This is a genomic window from Mesorhizobium sp. J428 (assembly GCF_024699925.1).
GTDB lineage: Bacteria > Pseudomonadota > Alphaproteobacteria > Rhizobiales > Rhizobiaceae > Mesorhizobium_A.
This window is the reverse complement of record NZ_JAJOMX010000001.1, coordinates 3,321,454-3,346,069: the sequence shown is the minus strand read 5'-3', so window position 1 is coordinate 3,346,069 and position 24,616 is coordinate 3,321,454. Positions and strand designations below refer to the sequence as shown.

At 60.3% G+C, this 24,616-nt stretch carries 12 protein-coding genes and 6 pseudogenes; 9 read left to right on the top strand and 9 right to left on the bottom strand.

Annotated elements, in window-relative coordinates:
* Positions 1 to 63: 63 nt before the first annotated feature.
* From LRS09_RS16845 to LRS09_RS16810, 8 genes and pseudogenes are all read left to right on the top strand, one after another.
* Positions 64 to 1,656, top strand: a complete 1,593-nt coding sequence (locus LRS09_RS16845; protein WP_257807976.1) for an ABC transporter substrate-binding protein — start codon at positions 64 to 66, stop codon at positions 1,654 to 1,656.
* Between the two features lie 133 nt (positions 1,657 to 1,789).
* Complete coding sequence (locus tag LRS09_RS16840) at positions 1,790 to 2,794, top strand: ABC transporter permease subunit (protein ID WP_257807975.1); 1,005 nt, start codon at positions 1,790 to 1,792, stop codon at positions 2,792 to 2,794.
* Positions 2,795 to 2,804: 10 nt separating this feature from the next.
* Positions 2,805 to 3,722: an ABC transporter permease subunit gene (locus LRS09_RS16835; RefSeq protein ID WP_257807973.1), complete on the top strand. Its 918-nt coding sequence runs from the start codon at positions 2,805 to 2,807 to the stop codon at positions 3,720 to 3,722.
* 1 nt (position 3,723) lies between these two features.
* Positions 3,724 to 4,596 (top strand): ABC transporter ATP-binding protein, encoded by an 873-nt coding sequence (locus tag LRS09_RS16830; protein WP_257807972.1) that lies wholly within the window; start codon positions 3,724 to 3,726, stop codon positions 4,594 to 4,596.
* Positions 4,593 to 5,429, top strand: coding sequence for a dipeptide ABC transporter ATP-binding protein (locus tag LRS09_RS16825; RefSeq protein WP_257807971.1), 837 nt, complete (start codon positions 4,593 to 4,595; stop codon positions 5,427 to 5,429). Before LRS09_RS16830 ends, LRS09_RS16825 begins: the two co-directional genes overlap by 4 nt.
* A gap of 148 nt (positions 5,430 to 5,577) precedes the next feature.
* A pseudogene (locus LRS09_RS16820) lies at positions 5,578 to 6,342 on the top strand (transposase).
* 494 nt (positions 6,343 to 6,836) lie between these two features.
* The gene (locus tag LRS09_RS16815; protein ID WP_257807970.1) at positions 6,837 to 7,616 is read left to right on the top strand and encodes a sulfotransferase; all 780 of its coding nucleotides are present in this window, start codon (positions 6,837 to 6,839) and stop codon (positions 7,614 to 7,616) included.
* A gap of 4 nt (positions 7,617 to 7,620) precedes the next feature.
* Positions 7,621 to 8,406 carry a trans-aconitate 2-methyltransferase gene (locus LRS09_RS16810; RefSeq protein WP_257807969.1) on the top strand — a complete coding sequence of 262 codons (786 nt, stop codon included), beginning with the start codon at positions 7,621 to 7,623 and terminating at the stop codon, positions 8,404 to 8,406.
* Positions 8,407 to 8,520: 114 nt separating this feature from the next.
* On the opposite strand, the gene LRS09_RS16805 is transcribed toward LRS09_RS16810, so the two are convergent.
* From LRS09_RS16805 to LRS09_RS16775, 7 genes and pseudogenes are all read right to left on the bottom strand, one after another.
* Positions 8,521 to 9,246, bottom strand: a complete 726-nt coding sequence (locus LRS09_RS16805; protein ID WP_257807968.1) for a bifunctional 2-polyprenyl-6-hydroxyphenol methylase/3-demethylubiquinol 3-O-methyltransferase UbiG — start codon at positions 9,244 to 9,246, stop codon at positions 8,521 to 8,523.
* 147 nt (positions 9,247 to 9,393) lie between these two features.
* A pseudogene (locus LRS09_RS16800) lies at positions 9,394 to 10,741 on the bottom strand (UDP-glucose/GDP-mannose dehydrogenase family protein).
* Positions 10,742 to 10,956: 215 nt separating this feature from the next.
* Positions 10,957 to 12,672: a glycosyltransferase gene (locus LRS09_RS16795; protein ID WP_257810223.1), complete on the bottom strand. Its 1,716-nt coding sequence runs from the start codon at positions 12,670 to 12,672 to the stop codon at positions 10,957 to 10,959.
* Entirely contained in the window at positions 12,650 to 14,872 is a 2,223-nt protein-coding gene (locus LRS09_RS16790) for a glycosyltransferase (protein WP_257807967.1), read from the bottom strand. The genes LRS09_RS16795 and LRS09_RS16790 overlap by 23 nt, the downstream gene beginning before the upstream one ends.
* On the bottom strand, positions 14,863 to 19,344 hold the full coding sequence (locus LRS09_RS16785; protein WP_257807966.1) for a hypothetical protein: 4,482 nt from the start codon (positions 19,342 to 19,344) through the stop codon (positions 14,863 to 14,865). The genes LRS09_RS16790 and LRS09_RS16785 overlap by 10 nt, the downstream gene beginning before the upstream one ends.
* A 162-nt stretch (positions 19,345 to 19,506) precedes the next feature.
* Positions 19,507 to 19,917: a hypothetical protein gene (locus LRS09_RS16780; RefSeq protein WP_257807965.1), complete on the bottom strand. Its 411-nt coding sequence runs from the start codon at positions 19,915 to 19,917 to the stop codon at positions 19,507 to 19,509.
* A 165-nt stretch (positions 19,918 to 20,082) separates the two neighbouring features.
* A pseudogene (locus tag LRS09_RS16775) lies at positions 20,083 to 20,385 on the bottom strand (transposase); the annotation flags it as partial.
* A gap of 137 nt (positions 20,386 to 20,522) precedes the next feature.
* Between LRS09_RS16775 and LRS09_RS16770 the strand changes: the two are divergent.
* A pseudogene (locus tag LRS09_RS16770) lies at positions 20,523 to 21,808 on the top strand (IS110 family transposase).
* A gap of 192 nt (positions 21,809 to 22,000) precedes the next feature.
* Here the strand turns inward: LRS09_RS16770 and LRS09_RS16765 are convergent.
* Positions 22,001 to 22,824 (bottom strand): annotated as a pseudogene (locus LRS09_RS16765) (IS3 family transposase); the annotation flags it as partial.
* A gap of 95 nt (positions 22,825 to 22,919) precedes the next feature.
* Positions 22,920 to 23,836: pseudogene (locus LRS09_RS16760) on the bottom strand (integrase core domain-containing protein).
* Between the last annotated feature and the right edge of the window lie 780 nt (positions 23,837 to 24,616).

Below are 24,616 nucleotides of genomic sequence, written 5' to 3'. Positions count from 1 at the left end.
TGCTTATATGCGGCTTCGCGAGCCTGTCAGTGGCTCAAGCGTAAAAAAATGGGAGCGTTATTTATGAAAAAACTGAGTTTTGCGGCGGCGTTGCTTGCCGCAACCGTCCTGAGCGGCGTGGCCAGCGCAAAGACACTGGTCTACTGCTCGGAGGGCTCACCGGAGGGTTTCGACCCCGCCCTCTATACCGCCGGCACCACGTTCGACGCGTCGTCTCGTCCCGTCTACAACCGCCTCGTCGAGTTCAAGGCCGGCACCACCGAGATCGAGCCCGGCCTCGCCGAAAGCTATGAGATCTCCGACGACGGCCTGCAGTACACCTTCAAGCTGCGCCCGGGCGTGAAGTTCCACACCACCGACTATTTCACGCCGACCCGCGAGATGAACGCGGATGACGTGATCTTCTCCTTCGAGCGCCAGCTCAAGGCCGACAATCCGTACAACGCCTACGTCACCGGCGGCGCATGGGAGTATTTCGCCGGCATGGGGATGCCCGACCTGATCGCCTCGATCGACAAGGTCGACGACATGACCGTCAAGTTCGTGCTGAAGCAGAAGGAAGCTCCGTTCCTCACCAATCTCGGCATGGATTTCGGCTCGATCGTCTCAAAGGAATATGCCGACAAGCTGGCCGAAGCGAACACCAAGGAACAGCTGAACCAGAAGCCGGTCGGCACCGGTCCGTTCCAGTTCGTCGACTACCAGCTCGACGCGCGCATCCAGTACAAGGCGAACCCGGACTACTGGAAGGGCAAGGAGAAGATCGACGACCTCGTCTTCGCCATCACCAAGGAAGCCTCGGTCCGCTACCAGAAGCTCCAGGCCGGCGAATGCCACGTGATGCCGTATCCGGCAGCCGCCGACGTCGCCGCCATGAAGGCCGACCCGAACCTGCAGGTGATGGAAGAGAACGGCCTCAACGTCGCCTATCTCGCCTTCAACACCATGCAGCCTCCGTTCGACAAGACCGAGGTCCGCAAGGCCATTGCCGGCGCGATCAACAAGCAGGCGATCGTCGACGCGGTGTTCCAGGGCGCGGCCTCCGTGGCCAAGAACCCGATGCCGCCGACGATGTGGGGCTACAACGACGCGATCGAGGACGACAAATACGACCCGGCCGCGGCCAAGGCCGCGCTCGAGGCCGCCGGCGTCAAGGACCTGAAGATGAAGGTCTGGGCGATGCCGGTTGCGCGCCCCTACATGCTCGACGCGCGCCGCGCCGCCGAGATCATCCAGGCCGACCTCGCCGCCATCGGCGTCTCGGCAGAGATCGTCACCTATGAGTGGGCCGAATATCTCGACCGCTCGAAGGCCAAGGACCGCGACGGTGCCGTCATCCTCGGCTGGACCGGCGACAATGGCGACCCGGACAACTTCCTGCACACCTTGCTCGGCTGCGACGCGGTCGGCGGCAACAACCGCGCGCAGTGGTGCAACGAGGAGTTCGACAAGCTGGTGACGCAGGCCAAGACCTCGACCGACCAGGCAGAGCGCGCCAAGCTCTACGAAGAGGCCCAGGTCGTCTTCAAGCGCGAGGCGCCGTGGGTCACGCTCGACCACTCGGTCGTCGTGATGCCGATGTCCAAGAAGGTCTCCGGCTATGTGATGAGCCCGCTCGGCCATCACGCCTTCACGGGCGTCGACATTGCCGAGTAAGCTGACATAGCATCCTCGCGGGGGTGCCCGGCGACGGGCGCCCCCTTTGCTATGCGCGTACCGGCACGGATGAACCTCGCGAGACCTGTCGTTCCGCGCGGCCGCACGTCCGGCACAGACCTTTGGGTGGGCCATGCTGCGCTTTTTCCTGGGACGCCTCGCCGTCCTGATCCCGACCTTCATCGGCGTCTCGATTGTCGCCTTCGCCTTCATCCGGCTGCTGCCGGGCGACCCCGTGATGCTGATGTCGGGCGAACGGGTGATGTCGCCGGAACGCTACGAGAAGATCTCGCACGAGCTCGGCTACGACCGGCCCATCGTGATCCAGTATCTCGACTATCTCGGCAATGTGCTCACCGGTGATTTCGGCCGGTCGATCACCACCAAGGAACCCGTGCTCACCATCTTCGCCAAGCTGTTCCCGGCGACGCTTGAGCTCTCCCTTTGCGCCATCATCTTCGCGGTGATCCTCGGCATCCCGGCCGGCATCATCGCGGCGATCCGACGTGGATCCTTCATCGATCAATCGGTCATGGGCACGGCCCTCATCGGCTATTCGATGCCGATCTTCTGGTGGGGCCTGCTGCTCATCATCTTCTTCTCCGGCTTCCTGCAATGGACGCCGGTGTCGGGCCGCATCTCCTTCTCCTACTTCTTCCAGCCGGTCACCGGCTTCATGCTGATCGACTCGCTTATCTCGGGCCAGAAGGGCGCGTTCAGGTCCGCGGTCTCGCATCTCATCCTGCCGACGATCGTGCTTGGCACGATCCCCCTCGCTGTCATCGCGCGCCAGACGCGCTCGGCCATGCTTGAGGTGCTCGGCGAGGACTATGTGCGCACGGCCCGCGCCAAGGGCCTGCCGCCGCTGCGCGTCATCGGCGTGCACGCGCTGCGCAACGCGATGATCCCGGTTGTCACCACCATCGGCCTGCAGGTCGGCGTGATGCTCGCCGGCGCAATCCTGACCGAGTCCATCTTCTCCTGGCCGGGCATCGGCAAATGGATGGTCGATTCGGTGTTCAAGCGCGACTACCCCGTCATCCAGGGCGGCCTGCTGATCATCGCCTCGATCATCATGCTGGTGAACCTGATCGTGGACCTGCTTTACGGCCTCATCAACCCGCGCATCCGGCATTGAGGAGGGCGTCATGGCAACCACCACACCCCAGGCCCTCCAGGAAGCCGATCGCCACGCGGTGACGCTCGGCCAGCGCCTGTCCGAATTCTGGTACTACTTCTCCGAGAACAAGGGCGCTGTCATCGGCCTTTGGGTCTTCGTCGTCCTCGTCGTGCTCGCGCTGTTTGCGCCGCTGATCGCGCCGCACCTGCCGCAGCAACAATATCGCGACGCGATCCTCGTGCCTCCCTATTGGCAAGAGGGCGGCCGCTCGGCCTATCTGCTCGGCACCGACGCCGTCGGCCGCGATATTCTCTCGCGCCTCCTCTACGGGGCGCGGTTCTCGCTCTTCATCGGCGTCATCGTGACGACACTGTCGCTCACCGTCGGCATCTTCTTCGGCGTCATCGCCGGCTATGTCGGCGGGCGCACCGACACGCTGATCATGCGCGTGATGGACGTGATCCTCGCCTTCCCGTCGCTGCTTTTGGCGCTCGTCCTCGTCGCAGTGCTCGGTCCCGGCCTCATCAATGCGATGATCGCCATCGCTTTGGTGCTGCAGCCGCATTTCGTGCGGCTCACCCGCGCGGCCGTGCTGTCGGAGAAGACCAAGGACTATGTGGTCGCGGCCAAGGTAGCCGGCGCCAAGCCGCTCAGGCTGATGTTCCGGACCATCCTGCCGAACTGCATGGCGCCGCTGATCGTGCAGGCGACGCTGTCGTTCTCGACCGCCATCCTCGACGCCGCCGCCCTCGGCTTCCTCGGCATGGGCGCGCAGCCTCCTACCCCGGAATGGGGCACGATGCTCGCCGAGGCGCGCGAATTCATCCTGCGCGCCTGGTGGGTGGTGACGCTGCCCGGCCTCGCCATCCTCATCACGGTGCTGGCAATCAACCTGATGGGCGACGGCCTGCGCGACGCGCTCGACCCGAAGCTGAAGAGGAGCTGACATGGCACTCCTTGAAATCGAGAACCTCGTCGTCGAGTTCGACACCGCGCAGGGTCCGTTCCGGGCGGTCGACGGCGTGTCGCTCAAGGTCGACGAGCGCGAGGTGCTGGCGATCGTCGGCGAGTCCGGCTCGGGCAAGTCGGTGTCGATGCTCGCCGTCATGGGCCTCCTGCCCTGGACGGCCAAGGTGCGCGCCGACAGGATGAGCTTCGCCGGCACGGACCTTCTGAAGCTCGACGACGCCGAACGGCGCAAGATCATCGGCAAGGACATGGCGATGATCTTCCAGGAGCCGATGGCGAGCCTCAACCCGTCATTCACGGTCGGCTTCCAGATCGAGGAGGTGCTGAGGCTCCACATGCACATGGACCGGCACCAGCGCCGTGAGCGGGCGATCGAGCTTTTGCGGCTCGTCGGCATTCCCGATCCGGCGGAGCGGCTTACCTCCTATCCGCACCAGATGTCCGGCGGCCAGTGCCAGCGCGTCATGATCGCCATGGCGATCGCCTGCAATCCGAAGCTGCTCATCGCCGACGAGCCGACCACGGCGCTCGACGTGACGATCCAGAAGCAGATCCTCGACCTGCTGGTTTCGCTGCAGGAGAAATACGGCATGGCGCTGATCATGATCACCCACAACATGGGCGTCGTCGCCGAGACGGCCGACCGGGTGATCGTCCAGCATAAGGGCCGCAAGATGGAGGAGGCGGACGTCCTCACCCTCTTCGAGAACCCGAAGAGCAACTACACCCGCGCCCTGCTCTCCGCCCTTCCCGACAACGCCACCGGCGACCGGCTGCCGACCGTCTCCGACCTGATCTTCGAACAGGCCGCACCGGCCGTCGTCACGCCGCCCATGGAGGGCCCGCTATGAGCACCGTCGTCCTCGAAGGCCGCGACATCGTCCGCGACTATCACGTGCCCGGCGGCCTGTTCTCCAAGGCTCGCGTGGTGCATGCCGTCAAGGGCGTCTCCTTCACCGTGGAAAAGGGCAAGACGCTCGCCATCGTCGGCGAGAGCGGCTGCGGCAAGTCCACGCTGGCGCGCATCATCACCATGATCGACGCGGCGACCGCGGGCGACCTGCTGATCGAAGGACAGAAGGTCGACATCGCAAAGGGCGGGCTGACGCCGGAGTTGCGGCGGAAGGTGCAGATCGTGTTCCAGAACCCCTACGGCTCGCTCAACCCGCGCCAGAAGATCGGCGACGTGCTCGGCGAGCCGCTGCTGATCAACACCAACGTCCCGGCCGACGAGCGGCGCGAGCGCGCCATGCAGATGCTCATCAAGGTCGGGCTCGGCCCGGAGCACTTCAACCGCTACCCGCACATGTTCTCCGGCGGCCAGCGCCAGCGCATCGCAATCGCCCGCGCCCTGATGCTCAATCCGAGCCTGCTCGTGCTCGACGAACCGGTCTCGGCGCTCGACCTCTCCGTCCAGGCGCAGGTGCTGAACCTTCTCGCCGACCTGCAGGACGAGTTCCAGCTCACCTATGTCTTCATCAGCCACGATCTGTCGGTGGTGCGCTACATCGCCGACGACGTGATGGTGATGTATTTCGGCGAGGCGGTCGAATACGGCCCGCGCGAGGAGGTGTTTTCAAACCCGAAGCACAGCTACACCAAGACCCTCTTCGCCGCGACCCCGCGCGCCGACGTCGAGAGCATCAAGGCCCGTCTCGCGCGCAAAGCGGCAAAGGCGGCGTGAGGCGCTGAACCGGAAGGGGAAGTGGTGCAGTTGAGGGTGAACAGCCTAGAAACTACTCCAGTGTTCTTCATCCTCCAACAGCTAGAGGAATTCGGGAAGCCTATGTCCGGGCATCTCGACGCGCTCGGTCGACGAACTGGTCAAGGCGATGGGCATGAGCGGTATCTCGAAGAGCCAGGTGTCGCGGCTGTGCGGAGAGATCGACGGCAAGGTGAAAGCCCTCCTGGAACGGCCGATCCAAGGCGACTGGCCGTATCTGTGGATCGATGCGACCTATCTGAAGGTGCGTCGCGGGGGCCGCATCGTGTCCGTCGCCGTCATCATCGCGGTCGGTCTCAACACCGATGGCTGGCGCGAGGTTCTGGGCATGGAGATCAGCACGTCGGAGGCCGAGCGATCTGGACGGAGTTCCCGCGCAAGCTCGCCCGGCGCGGCCTCAGGGGCGTAAAGCTGGTCGTCTCGGATGCCCATGAGGGCTCAAGGCCGTCGTCACCAAGGTGCTCTCGGCCACCTGGCAGCGTGCCGGATGCACTTTATGAGGAACGTGCTGGCGCATGCCGACAGACAAGGCCGACGCGTCGTCTCCGCCTTCATCGCCACAGCCTTCGCGCAGGAGACATCGGAAGCCGCCAGCGCCCAGTGGCGCGCCGTCGCCGATCAGGTCCGCCCGAAGATGCCAATGCTCGCCGCCATCCTCGATGACGCCGAGCCGGACGTGCTCGCCATGACCTTCCCGAAGGAGCACCGGGCCAAGCTGCACTCGACGAACCCAATCGAGCGCCTCAACGGCGAGATCAAGCGAGGAATCGACGTGGTTTGCATCTTCCCGACGACGACGCCATCGTCCGCCTCGTCGACGCGCAGCTGCAGGAACAGAACGACGAGCGGGCCGTCCAGCGCGCCTGCTACATGACACTGGAAGGCGCCGGAAAGTGAGCGATGATCGCCTCATCTGCCTGCCAGCCGTGGCGCGCTGATCAGCTCGGCAATGACGGACAGCGCGACGACCAAGGCCGCTAGCTACACCACGTCGTGAGACACCATCTCCACGAGATACCGATCACCGCCTAGATAGCCGTCTGGAAGGAACGCCGTATGAAAGTGAAACGCATGGACACCAAACGCTAACGCCCCCGCGAGTGGTCGAGCTATCGCAAGCCGAGACTATGACATGGCCCTCTTCCAGAGTGCCAATTCTGTATTATACTCTTACCGTCCGAGCAACGCATAGCACAAGGCGGGCGGCGACAGCGCGTACCATGGGCGCGCGATCCCTACGACGCCGCCGCGACTGCGCCGCCGAGCATGTCGTTCGCCTTTGGAGATTGAAGGCCCGCGACCGAGTATGTAGACTAAGCGCCTCCAAGGGATTGCGGGCAGGAGTGCATATTGAGAGTTCCGAATTTCATGATCGCCGGAGAGCAAAAAGCCGGCACCACCTACCTTCAGGCCAATCTCGCCCGTCACCCAGATATCTTTATGACGAAACTGAAGGAGCCGCTCTTTTTCTCTAAGAAGGACTATGTGCCGGAGAATGTCTCGCACTATCTCACCGAACAATTTTCAGACGCGGGCAATGAACGGTGGGTGGGAGAGGCGTCCGCCCTTTACTTTCATCACCCGCAGGCCATGCACCGGATCAAGGACGCTTTCGGAACAAACTTGCGGTTCATCATCTGTCTTCGCCATCCGACCGAAAAATACATCTCGCTGTATCTCCACAACTATCGCCGAGGACGGCTCCTAGGCTCCGAACCGATCCTCGAGACCACGCCACAGCAGGGAATGGATCTCGCCAATGCTCAACATGCCAATGCGATGGCGCGCGTCATAAGTCTATTCGGGCGCGAGAACGTATGCTTCCTTCACTTCGAGACGCTGAGAAACAACCCGCACAGATTCGTTACCGACGCCTTTTCCTTTCTTGAAGTCGAGGACGGGCCAGCAGCGCTGAACCGGGCTCTGAACGTCGGCAACGAACTCGTCGTGGCGGGAGATCATCTGACGATCGCCGAGGCTCCCAAAGAAGGACAGGTTCGGCCGCGCTTCTCCCGTGACGAACTTCTGGATGTCCATTCCCGGCTTCAATCCGACATAAACCTTGCCGAGAAGATCTCCGGGCTCGATCTCAGCGAATGGCGCCTGTTCCCCTTCAAGTTCGACGAGGCTTCCCGTGTCGATGCATGAGCGAATGAAAGAAGTTGCCGACGCCGGCTTCAGGGCGCGTGTGACGCATGAATACGGGACGGTACGGCACTTCGTCGGGGACAGGGTCAACTTCAATAAGCAGGCACGAATTCTGGACTTCGGTTGCGGACAGGGTATTGCCATTTCCTCCTTTGCGTTACGGCATCCGACCTCTCTTTTCTTCGGATGCGATATAATTCCGGCCCAGCTTGAGCATCTCCGGGAGGCCCTACGCACATTTCTTCAAACAGACATCCCCAGCAACCTCGAGATCAGTCAGGCTCCGCCCGGCACCCTTCCCCCTTCTTACGCTGACCTAGACCTAATCTTCGCATGGTCGGTATTTGAGCATGTTCCTTTCGACCAACTCGAAACGACGATGCGAATGTTGAGGGGCAGACTTCGTCCGGATGGGCTCCTGTTCATTCAAATCGATCCCCTCTATTACTCTCCAAAGGGGTCTCATCTCTATCGCTACGACCAGCGGCCATGGGCGCACCTGCTGGACCAGATAGACGTGATCCACGACAAGGTAATGAACTCCGACAATCCCCAATCGCGTAAAGACCGGGAGTGGGATCAGTTTCTCACCTTGAATCGCGCGACCGCCGACGATATTGCAGAAGCAACAATAGGCGCCGGATTCGAAATACTTGCGCAGGAACGCATGGAAACAAAACTTCCAATCCCAGATCGGCTCCGGAGGATATACAATGAAGATATCCTGCGCACGAACGAGATCCGTCTTCTGGTCGCTCCTCTACCGCGTGCGGACGCCGCTTACGGTTGAGACACTGTCAGACCCCGGAGTGTGATGAGACGCGACCGTGACGGACGCTCGGCGCTCCCGCTCTCTATGGAGGTTTGAGGTCAAGACGTGAACGCGTGCCTTGGTCGGCCAGCTCTAGCGTTGTGAAGCGTGCATGTCCTGGTGACCGGCCCAGCCTTGGCTGCGAAAACATACAGGCGTAAGCTTGGCGGTTTCACACATCTGCGCAATATGGGACGTTCGCATAATGGAAATCCCGTAGCCGGATTGCTTCGGATACGATGCAAAGCCGTAGCCCGAGGCATCGTAAAGTCGAAGCAACGATTCGACGCCTTCAATCGACAGGCCATAATTGCGCTCGCCCGATCGAATGCGTGACTCGACCAGGGCGCCATGCGTTGTGAAAACCAGCACACCACCGGGATTCAAATGGTCCCGCAAGAAGGCGAGAACTCGCGCAGATTCTGCTTCGGGAAGGTGCGTGAACAGGGAGCCCACCCAGATCAGGTCGAATGATTCGCCAAGCGGATTCGCAAGAGATACATCGAGCGGGTGCGTCTCCACGTTCAGCACAGAACCGGCCGCAGAAGCCGCCTTTGGATCAGCGTCCACGCCGAGTAAATAGGCGGATGGAAATTCCGCCTTCAGCCACCGTAGAACGCGACCATAGCCGCAGGCATAATCGAGAATTCGGTGGACAGAGTCGGGTCGCTTTCGCGCGGCCGTGAGTGACAGCATAATGCAATCCATAGCGCTCGCCCCTACCGAAAAATAGACACTTTCCTCCCGGAACATCCCGTCGCCCGGAGCGATCGTCTTATTTAGTTGAGCAAACGCTTTGTCTCGACCATAGATATTCATACCTGTACCTTTTGCTCCGGACTTGTGAATTTCGAAAGCTCAACTCGCATCGGATGCTCTGCGCCACGTCAGCCGTTGAGAACGCGGTGTATCCTGCGCGCTCAGGCCCTGGTGACCGTGGACGAGGCAAACACCACGTTCCCCAAGCTAACCAACGTTCCTTTTGAGCGGCGCTCCGCGTCCGACGCCGTAATAGGAAAAGCCATTTGCTTCCGCCATCGCGGGGTCGTAGACGTTGCGACCATCGAAGATCACCTTTTCCTTGAGCTTTTTGCCTAGGGCCCTGAAGTCGACCGCCTGGAAGCTACGCCATTCCGTCGCGACGATCAGCGCGTCGGCTCCTTCAAGCGCCTCGTCCTGGGTGGCGCACAACACCAGTCCTTCGCGCTCGCCGTAGATGCGCCGGCATTCCTCCATTGCCTTGGGATCGAAGGCACGGATGGTCGCCCCTGCCTTCCACAGCTCCTCCATGATCACACGGGACGGCGCCTCGCGCATGTCGTCCGTATTGGGCTTGAAGGCGAGCCCCCAAAGCGCAAAGACGCGGCCTCTGACCGCCCCGGAGTAGTGGGTCATGATCTTCTCGACCATGAGCTGTTTCTGCGACCGGTTGCGAAGGTCGACCGACTTGAGCACCAGCGGGTCGAGCCCCGTCTCCTCGGCTGTTCGGATCAGCGCCTGGACGTCCTTGGGAAAGCAGGAACCGCCATAGCCGATACCCGGATAGATGAAGTGGTAGCCTATACGAGGATCCGAACCAATACCCTGCCGCACACGTTCGATGTCGGCGCCGAGAAGATCGGCGAGGTTGGCGATTTCGTTCATGAAGCTGATCTTGGTGGCGAGCATGCAGTTGGCGGCATATTTCGTCAGTTCGGCGCTGCGCACGTCCATCGTGACGATCTTCTCGTGATTGCGGTTGAAAGGGGCGTAGATTTCGCGCAGCACCTTGTCCGCCCCCTCTGTCGCGATCCCGATTATGATCCGGTCGGGCTTCATGCAGTCGGCGACCGCCGAACCTTCTTTCAGAAATTCGGGATTGGACGCGACATCGAAGGTTAGGTCCGTTCGGTCACGCGCCGCCAATCGCTCCTCAATCCGGCGACGCACCCTGTCGCCGGCGCCGACGGGAACGGTCGATTTCACCACAACGGTCTTATGGCCCTCCATGTGCTCGCCGATGGTATCGGCCACTGCAAGGACATATTGAAGGTCAGCGGCGCCATCCCGGTCAGGGGGCGTGCCTACGGCGATGAATTGTACTTCACCGTGCGATATGCCTTCCGCGGCGATCGATGTGAAGTGAAGACGACCGACGGCGTGGTTTTCAAAGACGAGGCGCTCCAGATCGGGCTCGTAGATCGTCACGATACCTTGCCGCAACGTGGCGACTTTCGCTTCGTCAACATCAACACACATGACATCGTGACCAGATTCTGCAAACACGGCGGCCTGTAAGGCCGACATAACCGGTTCCGAATATCGTAATCTTCACGCCTCGGATCTCCTTAGTAGACAATCAACAGTGAGGGTAGGCGGACAAACATCGAAAACTACTCTTACAGGTTTATGGTGCAGACTACGATGGACGCATGATCGGTGCTCGGCCGAAGAAGACTTCCGTGTTCCGCCGTATTAGAGATTCATTCTATCTTCACTTATTCGGCGGTTCTCGAAACTACGGCAAGACTAATTCAGGAATGAAACCCCTCAACATGCGGTAAGGATGAAAATCGGCGCCCAATCAAATTCGTTTGCCTTGCTGGTGTATACTTTCAACCCGGCGACGTCGAAGCCAGATGAACTGAATAATTCGGACATAGCACTGTCCATCTTGTAGTCGCGGTGAAATGGCGTATTGGGGTCGGATTGGATCAGCAGTGGTGCGCCGGGCTTCAGCACTCGCGAGAACTCGCGAAGCATTGAATTCGATCCGCTGTCGCGCAGGGGAAAGCCGCGTATCACCCCGATTTCCAGCGAACTGCTCTTGTTGGGAAGCCCATCTGTTCGAATTTCCTCGAACTCTCGCCAGGTTAGAGCAGGTCCCTGAAACTGTTGCTGCCAGTAGCGGGCAATCTCGCCCGTGAGCCCCACGGAAAGCGCTGGCAGGCGACGATAAAGGTAAGGCGAGGGGGCGAGCCAACGGAAGAGGCTGCGATCCGCCATACTGGATGAACAGGACGGGCACCGCAAGTCATGCTCGCCCTCTCGAAAGGACGGACCATTCCAGCCGCATATGTTGCAGATATGGCGTCCCCCCGATGAAATCGCATCAAGCACTTCCAACTCTTGAAGCTGCGGGGGATGCGCCGACATCATCGTCTCTTCGAAACGTGCGAGCAAGGCCGGCCTGCTCTTGTTGTAAAGGGATATCATCTCGTCCACCTGTCCGAGTTCCCAGCCTCTGCTCTCGACATAGAAGCTGTATTCGACATCCGTATAATTGTGCGGCACAGCTTCGCTGAACCCCCCGATTTCCTCGAACATTTTCCGCCTGATTGCAAACAGTCCGCCTTGGACGTGGCTAAACGGGCGATCCGGATTCTCACTGGCAAATTCCGGGTTGCGGAACTTGCCGAACTCCGCGACCCCGCCGGGATACTGCCTGCCATAGAGATAGGTGGGCGAGTGAGCCAGGGTGCCAGCCAGTCCATATTTTGGGTTCTCGTCCATCGTCCGCATAAACGGAATCTCCCATCCAGGCTGGAAAGTCATGCCCTCCTTACCGCAGACATAGAGAATGTATTCCCCAAAGCCGTTCTGGGCGGCTATATTCGTGCCCGGCCCCACCATCGCGTTCCGATCGTTGAAAATGACCGAGACGGCTTCCTGTTCTTCCGAAAGCTGGCTGAGGTAAGCGCGAACGTCCGGCTGGCTCTGGTTATCGCAGATTGTCAGATGGTAAGGCATGGACGTGTTGCGCAGCAGCCTGGCGATGACTTCCTTGAGTTCGGAGAGATTATTCCAGCTCACTATGACAAGGTCCAAAACGCGGCCTTCCCATATTGCTAGCAAGGTGCGGGTCAGGCGCTTGATGTCGTAGTGTTTCTCAACTCTCTCCTGGGCAGCGCGTATGATGGCAGCCACCTTGCCGTCCGGCATCTGGAAATAGCGCCTGATCGCCGTCTCTACCGCCTCGGGGTTGGGCTCGGTAACGATTCCGGTCAGGTCGGGTACGACGAGGTCTGGTATGCCGGCGGCGTTCGTTGTGATCACCGGCAATCCGCTGGCCATCGCTTCCATGAGCACTGTGGGGATGCCGTCCATATCTCCGTCCGCCGCCCGGACAGATATGCATGCGAAAAGATCCGCCTGACGGAACACAGACAGCATATGTTCGCGATCCCGGACCGGACCGTGTATCGTGACGTTGGAACATCCGAGTTCCGCTATTGCTGCTCTGCTACTCGTCTTCGAGATCCCCATAGCCGTAGATGTCGACCGCAATACCTTCGTTTTCAAGGTTTTTTGCGGCCCGCACAAGATGAATGAGACCCTTCTTCTCCACAAAGCGGTGAACCCCGACGACGCGGCGGAAAGGTCGCGTCTCCCTCCCTTCTGTTTTTCCGTCACTATAGAGCTTTGCGTCGATGCCGTTCGGATTGATGACGATCTTGCTTTCGGGAACGCCGCGCTCCGCAATATACCTCCGATGAAACTTCGAGGGCACAAGCACACGCCTGCACCACTGCGATCGGCCGATTTCACCGATTCTGTTGAGTTCGTCATTCTTGTAGCGAAAGATATCTTGCGCATGTGCGATAAACGTGAACGGCACATGGGCAAGTTCGCAGGCCGGCAGGACCATGTTCGTCACGGTGGGATAGGTGAAGTGCGCATGAACGACGGTTCTGCCCGTCTCCCGCAAGCGTTCCGCAAATTGCTCCGGGGACGAGACCCGCTCCCACTCGATGGCGAAATCGGGCCGGAAATCCTTATAGGGGATCTCTTTGCAGAAGACGCGGACATCATAGCCCCATTCGACAAGTGTCCGCAGTTCGTTCAGAACGAAAGTTTCCGACGGCACAGGGAAATGCCAGCAGAAATAGGCGACCTTCAGTGTTTCAGGCGCTGGTCGTCGGTCCGCAAGTGCCCTGGCTTTCTTCACCAACAGACCGGCGGCACTGCCGGCGTCCACGAGCATACCGCTCGTTTCCGCTTCAATCTGCGTCAGAGCCGAGACGGACGAGGCCGACCGCGCTATGTCGTCCGACAAGGAGGTGTTACCGCCAGTCGGGTCGCCAACATCTGGATCCGCGGGCCAATCCCCTTCAAATATTGTGGAATAAGCTGACGCGAGTCTCTCCGCATACCGCGTCCTGGAGAATTTCTCTAAGGCGGCTTCACGGCCCCTTCTTCCGAGTTCAGCAATCAATTTGGGACTTTGGCACAGTTCGCGGACGTGATCGAGCGCGGCCAGAGGTTGGCGATAGGGGATCAGGAATCCGGTCGACCCGTGTTCCACCAGTTCGGGCAATGCGCCCCATTCATAGGCTATCACCGGCCGGCAGGCCGCCATGCCCTCAAGTGCCGTACGTCCAAAGGATTCGGCAAAATGCGAGAAGCTAAGGACGACGTTGGTCATCCTGATCGCCTCTAATGGCGTGTCGGCATAGCCAGCAAAGGTCAAGTTGGACGGGAGCTCGCCTCGCACCTGCTTGGATTTGAGGCCATCAATGAATGTATTCTCGGGACCTATGATAACGAAACGTGAATTGGGCACCGCGTCTTCGCATGCGCGGGCGAGTTCGATGACGTCATCGATCCCCTTTTTCGGGAGATTGCTCGATATGATTCCAAAGCGCACCGCCGACGGATCGACGATGTTCGGAATGTCCAGTGCTTCAAAGTCAGTCGTATTCGGAACGACATGGGTGAACCCCTCCTTATGGAAGCATTCCGCTGTCGCACGGGAATTGGCAATGATCCAGTCGGCCCGTTCAAGGGTCATTTCGACGATCCGCTCCGGGGTCTCCCCGATGACCTGAGCCAATGCCTCGTCATGTGTGATGAGTTCTCGGATGTGGGCGATCGACGGCACGCCACAGTTGGCCGCCGCGATCAACGGCTCGCGTAGCATGATCGTGTTGACATGAACCGCATCGACGCCGGTTCTGAAAATAATGTCTTCAAATCTCCGGAGAGTCTCCGCGGACACCGGATTGTCTCGCCACCATCCATACTTGGCAATCACGACCTGGCAGGCTCGCTTCGCAACCTCCGCGGTATATGCCGGGACGTCCTGCGGCAATGCCGCTACTGCGTTCAACCCGATCGCGGCGAGCCCGTCCAGCATATCAAGGAAGCTGCGTTCGCTTCCGCTAAAATGTTTGCCGGCGGTATGGCCGACGACGAGCACCGATTTGCATTGCCCGACGCGCTTGAGGCCCCCGGGAAGATAAACGGGCACAAGCCGATCGCTTGTAGGCGCGACGCCATCGAAGGCGCGAGTTAGGTCCTCGCGCTTAGTGCGCAAAGCCGCTTCGGGTGATGCGGGCAATTCAAGTTCGGCACCGCTCGTCGCGTAGTGCGACAGGGGATTCATTGAGGCGCCAAGGCCCGCCGCCTGACGATAGAATTCGGTATTGAAGGTACTCGCTTGGGTTACGATTCTCGTCAGCGCCATGTGCCAGGTAGTGGTAATGGATTGACGCCGCCGCCCGAGATGTCGACATACCTTTTCAGATAGTATGCGGAATCGAAATACGGACCGGGGCTCGCGGAGGAGATCGCGGGTACGGCCTCGAGATAGTCAATGAGCAGGTTCGGATGCGTCACCCCGGCCACGCCGCGCTGAGCTCTGTAGAACTCACCGTCGAAAAGGGGATGCGGACTGACGAAGTCTTTCGGGTCGGTGCTTAGGAAATGCAGAGCCGGATGTTGTCCGTTCAGTCTGTCGCCCACCTTGATTAGATAATGCGTGACATCGAAGATCGGCGATGGATCGTCGAACAACTGGTGGCGGACGTAATGCCCCAAAGGGGTTTCGCCAGGGGGTATCGTGACACCGCTGCGCTTTGCAAAATAGTTGCCGTCGAACAGCCAATGAGTTCGTCGCATATTGCGACTACCGCCAGTGACATAATGCCAAAGGCGACCACGCGAGGTCACCTCCGCCGCCGGTATTCTTTGGCTGTAGAAACCAGGATCGAACAGCGGGTGCGGCGTGAGCCCTTCCGCTTCGCCAAGTGTCAGGTAGTGCGCGAGCGGATCGACGTGACGGAGATCTCTTCCCCCGAGTTGCGCGCGGTAGTGCGTCATGTCGAACAGCGGATGCGGCGAGACCCCGTTCGGCGCACCGTAGAGAACGAAATGTTCGAAGGGTTCGATTCCGGCCGTCCCCGCCTCGCCCAATTGCGAACGGTAGTAATCGGCGCTGAACAGCGGCGACGGATCGACGCCATCGCGCCAGCCTTGGTTCAGGTAATGGATCAGCGCCTCGGACGCGCTCGCGCCGGGCATGTCGCAAGCGGAAGCCACCATGGCGAGATCAAGGATCGGATGCGGGTCGACCCCTTCCGTCCCGCTTGCAAGGAAGTCCTCGATGACGCTGACCGACGTATCCAGCTTTCCGCCACGCAGCGCGCGGTAGTATCCGTTGAGGAAAAGGGGATGCGGATTGCGGCCTTCCCTGTCGCCGTGCCGCAGGAAATGGCTGAACGGCTCAAGGTCGTTGGACGCTATGTCGGCATAGGTCTCAAGATAATAGCGGACCGCAAACAACGGGTGCGGATCGACACCGTGTCGCCATCCCTCCGTCACATAGTGCCACAGCGGTGAGATGTTCGCGGGGACGGTCGACCCCACTTGTCGCCGGTAGTGAGCGTCGTCAAAGACCCGCGCCAGCACCGGAACGACCTCGGAGAGATAGTGCCAAAGCAGCCCGCGTGACAGATTCTCGCCCGGTAACATTGTCTTTCGGCAAATCGCCGGATCGAACAGCGGGTGCGGCGTGAGCCCTTCCGCTTCGCCAAGTGTCAGGTAGTGCGCGAGCGGATCGACGTGACGGAGATCTCTTCCCCCGAGTTGCGCGCGGTAGTGCGTCATGTCGAACAGCGGATGCGGCGAGACCCCGTTCGGCGCACCGTAGAGAACGAAATGTTCGAAGGGTTCGATTCCGGCCGTCCCCGCCTCGCCCAATTGCGAACGGTAGTAATCGGCGCTGAACAGCGGCGACGGATCGACGCCATCGCGCCAGCCTTGGTTCAGGTAATGGATCAGCGCCTCGGACGCGCTCGCGCCGGGCATGTCGCAAGCGGAAGCCACCATGGCGAGATCAAGGATCGGATGCGGGTCGACCCCTTCCGTCCCGCTTGCAAGGAAGTCCTCGATGACGCTGACCGACGTATCCAGCTTTCCGCCACGCAGCGCGCGGTAGTATCCGTTGAGGAAAAGGGGATGCGGATTGCGGCCTTCCCTGTCGCCGTGCCGCAGGAAATGGCTGAACGGCTCAAGGTCGTTGGACGCTATGTCGGCATAGGTCTCAAGATAATAGCGGACGCTAAATAGCGGATGTGGGTTCAGCCCCCTGCGCCATCCACTCCGGAGGTAGTGGGCAAGGAGGTCCTCGTCTAACGGCACCTGCTCGTCGAGCTGGCTCTTGTAGTATTCGCGATCGAAGAGCCGTGCGACGGTCGCCTTGTTCCGCCGCCCGTAGATGCCCGAACCGATCGCTCTCATGAAGCCGGGTTTGCGCGGGTAACTTTCCGCTTCGACCCTCATGACACCCAAATCGATAGTCTGGCTTGGGACAGGGACAGGGATAACAGAATTTCGGTAAGCGGCAGCCGCACCTACGACCGCCGCAACTGTCGACCTCCGCGCCTCGCTTGTCGCCCGCGTCAGGTGGCGCGCCATGTCGACGATGGTGGTCCGCTCAGCCATCGCGTCCGACAAGCGCGCCAACGCGCGTTCCCGCAAGCGATTTCGGGACTCGTCTGCCTCGCTTACGGCGGTCGCGACCCTGACCATCCGTTCGCGCGCCGCGCGGGCGATTTCTTGGGACTTTCTCTCAAGGTCGGCAATCTCCTCACGATGCGCTGCGCTGCTGTCCCGCGCTTTCTTTCGCATGCGCGAAATATGAGCAGTCGCCTGCTTCTTGGCGCGCTCGGATATTTCCGAACCTCTGGCCAGAGCCGTAACGAGGCTAGCGCGCTCCGACTCGAGCCGCCGCACGCTCTCGGTAAGCGCGGCCTCCGCCTCGATGTATAACTCATCCCGGCGTTCCAGTTCCGCCTTCGCGCGAAGCAGCCGCTCCTCAAGGTTCTGCCGCTCGGCGGCGGCCGACTCGGCTGCCGAGACTGCCGTCGCGGCGCGTTCCTGCTCCGTCTTGAGGAGATTTCCGAGCTCGTCGAGATTCGCCAGACTTGCCTGGCGTTCCTGCTCCGCGCTGGCCAGCCGCTGTTCCAGTTCCGCCTTCGCGCGAAGCAGCTGCCCCTCAAGGTTCTGCCGCTCGGTGGCGGCCGACTCGGCTGCCGAGACTGCCGCCGCGGCGCGTTCCTGCTCCGTCTTGAGGAGATTTCCGAGCTCGTCGAGATTCGCCAGACTTGCCTGGCGTTCCTGCTCCGCGCTGGCCAGCCGCTGTTCCAGTTCCGCCTTCGCGCGAAGTAGCCGCTCCTCAAGGTTCTGCCGCTCGGCGGTCGCCGACGCGGCTGCCGAGACTGCCGCCGCGGCGCGTTGCTGCTCCGTCTTGAGGAGATTTCCGAGCTCGTCGAGATATACCAGACTTGCCTGGCGTTCCTGCTCCGCGCTGGCCAGCCGCTGTTCCAGTTCCTGGACATTCTGCCGAAGCTCTTGAACTCCGGCGATCTCGTTGGTCAGGTGCGACATGCCCTTTCGGAGGGTCGCCAACAATTCCGGCACCGGAACCGATTCGTTGCGCCGTAGAATCTCTTCCGCCACATCAGATGGAAGAATCCCCGAGACATCGCGCAACAAATCCAAGATGGCCGCGCCCGTTTCACCTGCCCGGATCCTGGCGAATTCCCCGACCTCGTTCTCCATTTTGTCAAGCATCCGGAGAATCGCTGTCGGTTCGGGGTTCTTGTCGTGAGGGGTCGTATCCGCATCGCTCTCGGTCCCAACCGTCCTCACATCGGCTTCCGGCGATCCTATGAGGATCCCAACTGTCTGCGCCAACCTGGCGACGCCTTCTCCCACCTGCGCGAACTGCTCCTTGTGCCGCATCGCCGCCGAGGCGCCGGCCTGCTTTGCATTGCGAACCTCACCCTCAAGACCTGCTACCAAGGCGTTGAAATTGGCATCCGCATTGTCGAGGTCACGACGCACGCCGTCGAGCGCCTCCATTGCCGAAGCATCGCGGGGATCGGCTGCGAGCTCCCGAAGCGCCCCGAACGCGACCTTGACCAGATGGGGAACATCCGTGCGCCGAAGAAGCTTGTCGTCGGACGAAACATGATGACGCAAGTCGGACTCAAGGAATTCCTCGATCTCGGCCCGGGCGCGGAGCTGGTTGCGGGGCCAAACGATGTTCGCCGTAGACGCCACCTTGTCCGCTACCGACTGCCAATCGGAAAGGAGATCCTCATAAGTGACAAAAGTCCGGTCAGACGATCGGCTGTAAAGTTCTCCTTCGGTGACATAGCGCAACCACAGCATGAGGCCGCGGGCGACCGGTATCCCGTCCCGCTTGTTGAGTGAGGCTGCGACTTCTAGGGGATTGCGCGTAATGTGGACGCACAGCGGCCTGGCATTGTGCCTCTTCAGTCGCGATAGCCAAACAGGCAGGGTGCGGCACAGGCGCGGATCCTTGAACCCGAAAAGGAACTTCTTACTGAAATTGTTCTCGAGCGTCGCGGCGACGAACGCCTCCAGGTCGGCCGCACCCGCCGAACTGAACCAGCCGTTGGGAAACTTCTCGACGCTATCCCAGGACAAATCCAGCGATTTGAACATCCGAACATTCGCAGCGACGACGTCGGAAGCCTCCCAATGTCCCTTTGGATTTGAGTCGGTCGCGTCCAGCAGATTGTCACCGAGCGAGACGCCCAGCGACTTAAGCACGAAAGTCAGCGCGGAACTGCCGCTTCGGTGCATCGCGACCACGATGACACAGGTCCGGAATGGCGTCGTTGACAAACGTCTCTCCATAAAACAGCCACGACATTCTGGTGGCGGCAGAGCTCAAATCAAGCAACTGCCGCAGTGCCTGGAATGCCGGGAATGCCGGGGCTGTTCAAGCCGCTCTGGCAGAAATACGACCACATTGAGATTGATCGATCTACAACGTCACGACACTTGTCAATTCTGTACCTGTTTCGGACCTTCGAGGCGGTTGACGAGATCAACGTAATCTCGACGAGCAGTCAGGTACGCCGCAGCGGCGTTGCCGCGAGTTAACTTTAGCCCCGCGAGCTCTTTATTTAGAGCAGGAACACCGGTTTCATTATCGGCCTCCTTAGCAGCTTCAAGTTCAGTCTGCTTTAACTTTAGCGCAGCGTCGGCTGCTAGGAATTCCTCACGAGCTCGAAGGAACTCCTTTCGTACCTCTGCCCTCTTGGTAGTAAGGCTTTCTATATTTGAACGTGTAGCCGTCGTTGGTACGGGTTGCGCAGGAGTCGAGACTGGAGTCGATGAGGAATTGGTATCACTTTCATTGCACGCAGCCAGTAATACGACGGTGCTGAGCACGATCAGATATTTAATTTTCATGAGAATTCCTTCAGCGATCCATGCGGGTGGGGTCTGGTATATCATAAGTGCATTGCATTGCGGCGGCTTGGTGTCAATCCGACACTCCCGATCGAAGTTCAGGATCCCAAGAACGTATAAAGTCTTCCGTTTGCTGATTTGACGTTGCCCCCGATCAGCCCTCATTCATAACTGGACTCTGTTCTCCTTGTGGTCCGATCTGGACCGGTTTGCAAACTCGTTCGGGGTGAGGCCACGCAGGCTCGTGTGTGGCCGGTGCTCGTTGTAGTCGATCCTCCACTCTTCAATGATGCGGCGTGCCGCTGCCATGCCGCGGAACAGGTGCTCGTTGAGGCATTCGTCGCGCAAGCGGCCGTTCAGGCTTTCGACGAAGCCGTTCTGGGTCGGCTTGCCCGGCGCGATGTAGTGCCACTCGACGCGGTTGTCCTCCTGCCACTGCAGGATCGCCCGCGACGTCAGCTCGGTGCCGTAGCACGTCGGGAAGAAGATTGTTTGGGAAGGCTATGGCCTCCTGCGCAGCCTTCAAAATAGCGCAGCAGGTGGCCATAGCCGGGTCTCGGGTCTCTACAGTGGTTTTGCGAACCACACCGTAAAGGAGACCGGCCATGACCATCGCCAACACTATCCCCGTTTCGCCCCTTCTTGTAGCCATCGACATTTCCAAACACCGGCATGAGGTGCTGATCGCGGTTCCCGGTAAAGCGCGCCGGCGCCGATTGGCGATCCGGAACAGCCTCGAGGATTTCGAGCGACTGATCGCGGTTCTTCGCCAGTATGGCTTGCCGGTCCGGATCGGATTCGAGGCGACGGGCAATTATCATCGGGCACTCGCGCATCATCTGGGCGCAGCCGGTTTCGAGCTGAAGCTGATCTCCTCGGTTGCCCTCGCTCGGACGCGGGAAGCCCTTCACAACAGCTGGGACAAGAACGACCCAAAGGACGCCCAGGTCATCCTGCGCATGCTGGAGATCGGCGCGGTCCAGTTTTTCCACGATCCGCTGATCGCGGGCACGAACGACATTCAGGAGCTTTCCAAGACGCACGAGATCATCTCGCGCTCCAAGACCGAACTCTGGCACCGGATCCTGACCCACTACCTGCCGCTGTATTTCCCTGAAGCCGAGCGGTTCCATCGCAGCGCACGCAGCGACTGGTTCCTGGCCTTTTTGGAACAGTTCCCGTCGCCGCACATGATCTCGGCAATGACGAAGGAGGCCTTCATTGATGCCGCCTGGAACGTCGTCGGCCGGAAGGTTTCCAAAACGCTCCTGCTTTCAGATATTTACGAGTCTGCCAAAGACTCTGTCGGCTTACCTGTAGCAGCAGAGTCCGATGCCTTGCGGATGTTCCGGCTGGTCCTCGCCGAGGGTCGCGGCTTGGTGCGCCAGCGCGATGAGGTCGAGAACCGCGCTGTGGAACTGCTGTCCGACCATCCCGACTACCAGCTACTGGTCACCGTTCCGGGCATTGGGCCGATCAACGCCCTGACCATTCTCGCCGAAGCCGGCGATCTGCGCCGTTTCGGGCATCATCGCCAGTTCCTAAAGTTCTGCGGCATGGATCTCGCCACCGTGCAATCAGGCATGTTCCGAGGACAGAGCAAGATCTCAAAATATGGCAACGCCCGGCTTCGACGGACCTTCTGGATGGCAGGGCAAACCGCAGTGCTACACCGAACCAACAGCTTCCGCGATAGGTTCGAGCGCTACATAGCCAAGGATCGGCACAACGCTCACCTGCGTCGCAAAGCCTATACCGCAATCGCAGCCAAGATGGCGCGTACCGTACACGCCGTGATCAAACACGGCGAACCCTATCGTCCCTTCTTCGAGGGGGCGAGCCCAGGCGGAAGAACCCTTTTCTGACAAGGGCCGTGGAGGCAGTTCGCTGACCTCGTAGATAATGTTCAGGTCTTCCGCTTGGGATTCAGGATCTCGTCTTAAGGACGGTGAGAGCCGCCATCGTGCGTACTCTGTGTTTGCTATGGGAGAGACCGCTTCTTGACGGCGGAGCCCGCCTGGGCAACTTTATCAGGGTATCTGATCGCTCAGATGCCCCGTGACCTGACGCCCGATACCGCCAATTCTTCCCAACATAGGACGTTGTCGGAGACGATCATCAGCGGTCGGCCGCGCGTCTCGACGATGGCGTCCAGTTCCCGCGCCACCCGCATGCCCGACAGTGACGTGTCGACCACGAGTGCCAGGCACTCCCGAGTGAAGTCGTCGACCACCACCAGGACGCGGAAGCGTCTGCCATCGGCGAGCATGTCGGATACGAAGTCCAGGCTCCATCGTTGGTTTGCTCCCTGCGGCAGCGTCATCGGCGCCCGCGTGCCCAGCGCCCGCTTGCGGCCGCCGCGCTTCTTCACCGTCAGCCGCTCCTCCCGGTATAGCCGGAACAGCTTCTTGTGGTTCAGTTCGATGCCCTCGCGCCGCAGAAGGATGAGCAGCCGCCGATAGCCGAACCGACGCCGCTCAAGCGCCAGCTCTTTCAGCCGCGCCCGCACCGCGGCATCGTCCGGTCGCCGCGACGCATAGCGATAGGTCTTCGGGTCGAGCCCGACCAGACTGCAGGCACGCCGCTGCGAGTAGCACTTCTCTTCGATCGCCCAGGCCACGAAGCGCTTCCTTGTCCTGGGCGTCAGAACTTTCCCAGTGCTTCCTTCAGCGTCGCGACGTCCAGCATAGATTCCGCTAGTAGCTTCTTCAGCCGCCGGTTCTCGTCCTCGAGGCTCCTCAGCCGCCGGGCGTCCGACACTTCCATGCCGCCATAGCGATTACGCCAGTTGTAGAAGGTCGCCTCCGAGATCCCGTGTTTGCGGCACAGCTCTGCCGTCGGGATTCCCGCCTGGTGCTCCTTCAGCACGCCGATGATCTGGTCTTCCGTGAACCGGCTTCTCTTCATCTCCGTCTCCTTTCGACGGAGTCCAGTTCAAACCGAGGGCATTCCAGGGGGCAACGTCAGATTACTTGCGAGATGGCTCTGGATAAGTGGAATTTCTACCTGCGACCGGCTGAGCTGCTCTGCGTGTTTGGATCGCTCCGGGTCGGAACTTCGGGGTGGTGAGGCTGAGGGCGGGACGGCCGCCAGGAGCCTTTCATGAGCGATATCGGCGGCTTGTTGCCGATATCGCTGTGGGGTCGGACTATGTAGTCTTGACACCATTCCTCCATCTTGGCCCGGGCGTCGTCAAGACTCAGGAACCGGTGGGCGTTCAAGCACTCCGCCTGGAACTTGCCATTGAACGACTCGATGAATGCGTTATCCGTGGGCTTTCCCGGCCGAGAGAAATCGAACTCGACACCTTCACTCGGCGCTTCGGTCTTCGGCGGGCAATCGATTCACTGGATCGCTTGCTTGTCCGCCTCACCGTTCCGCAGCTGATGGCCCATCTCGTAAAGGCGATAGATCCGTTTCGGATTGACCACCCAGCCCTCGCGACGCAGCAGGACATGGACCCGCCGGTAGCCATAGCGCACCCGCATCTGGGCGATCTCCCTGATTCTGGCTTTGAGGTCGGCCTGCTCGCCGCGCTTCGACCTGTAGTGATAGAGCGACGTATCGATTCGAAACGTCGCACAAGCCCGGCGGATCGACACCTTCCAATCCGCACGGACCTCATCAACGAGCCGTCGCCGGCAGGCAGGCTTCATAGCGTTCCCCGGACAACATCCTGCAGCATGGCCTTGTCGAGCGGCAGGACGGCGACGATCTTCTTCAGCCCGTTGTTCTCGCCCTCGAGCCGACGCATGCGCTTCACCACGGACGGTGTCAGGCCGCCATAGCGCTTCTCCCAATTGTAGAACGTCGCGTCCAAAATGCCTGCCTTACGACATACTTCCGCGACCGCTGTTCCTTCCTCCGCCTGGCGCAGGATGAAGGCGATCTGCACCTCCGTAAACCTCGACCTCTTCACGGAAATCCTCCCTCCCCCGAAACCGGGATCATAAGTGGAAAATTCCAGCTCAGAACGGGCCAAAAATCAGAAGGCAGCTCGGCCGGGCTGGCGTTATCCGTCAAATGCCAGCGCTCGACGACCTGGTTCGCCTTCGGCAGTGCCTTCGCCACCGAAATTACGTAGCCGCCCCCCGGTCCCGGGCAACTGTATCGATCTGAGGCTGTGGACCGTCGACGCTCTCGATCCGGAAGCAATGCGATAGTCTTGCGTCGCTCCAGATCGCAGATGATAGTTCCATAGCGCTGGTTGCGTCGCCACACACAGTCGTCGATCCCGATCATCGCTGCACCCGAACGACCAGCCGAATAGCTTGCCGACCGGCGGCAGATCCGCCAAACGCAGCTGATACCGGCTGTGCCCCGTCCTGATCTCGTTCCGCGAGTCGGACAGGCACTCGCCATAGTTGAAGGAGGGATGGTGATGAGCGTCGCATCGGACTCACCGTGGGCAGCATCAATAACAAAGCCGAGAGGAACAAGGCTACGGTCGGAAGGCTTGGACCATGGCAATGATCCTTTTGTGAAACCATTGTCACTCCTCGTTACAATGCTATGAAAACTGAGTCAGCGCCAATTTTGCACGCTGATTCACACTGGGGTTCTGTTACCAATCGTGATTCTCGGCACATGGTCGCAACCGAGAGCAACGAGTGCTCTTCGCTGTGGCCCCAGAACAACCAACGATTTGGAGAACCGACTAAACTTGTTGAAATTGCTGGTGCACCTAAGGAGAGCAATC